This is a genomic window from Paenarthrobacter aurescens (genome assembly GCF_025421775.1).
Classification (GTDB): domain Bacteria; phylum Actinomycetota; class Actinomycetes; order Actinomycetales; family Micrococcaceae; genus Arthrobacter; species Arthrobacter aurescens_B.
Genome location: NZ_JAOEFX010000271.1, coordinates 1 through 271, shown reverse-complemented (window position 1 = coordinate 271; position 271 = coordinate 1). Strand labels below are relative to the sequence as shown.

Sequence of the window (271 nt, the reverse complement as noted above, 5' to 3'; positions counted from 1 at the left end):
AAAGTGAAACCTTTACAGACGTGGTGGTCATTTTCATCGCACTTCTCTGGTAAAAGCTGACTTCATTTGTAAGATAGTCAGGTGTAAATATAAATTTTGCTGTCTTATAAGTTGTGTCACCAAGATGAAAACGTTTGCCATCATTACCACCCCGTATTTCGGCGTCAGTGCCAGAAAAATCAATCCTTCCCCCCTTAACTAGTAATGGCCCGGTAATATATGCATCTTTATAGGATGAAAAATCTTCTGTGAATCTATCTGGCAAATCACT

Annotated in this window: 1 protein-coding gene; it reads right to left on the bottom strand. The window is 38.7% G+C overall.

The features are described from left to right. On the bottom strand, positions 1 to 271 hold a 271-nt coding region (locus N7568_RS23590), incomplete at both ends, for a hypothetical protein (RefSeq protein WP_261612127.1).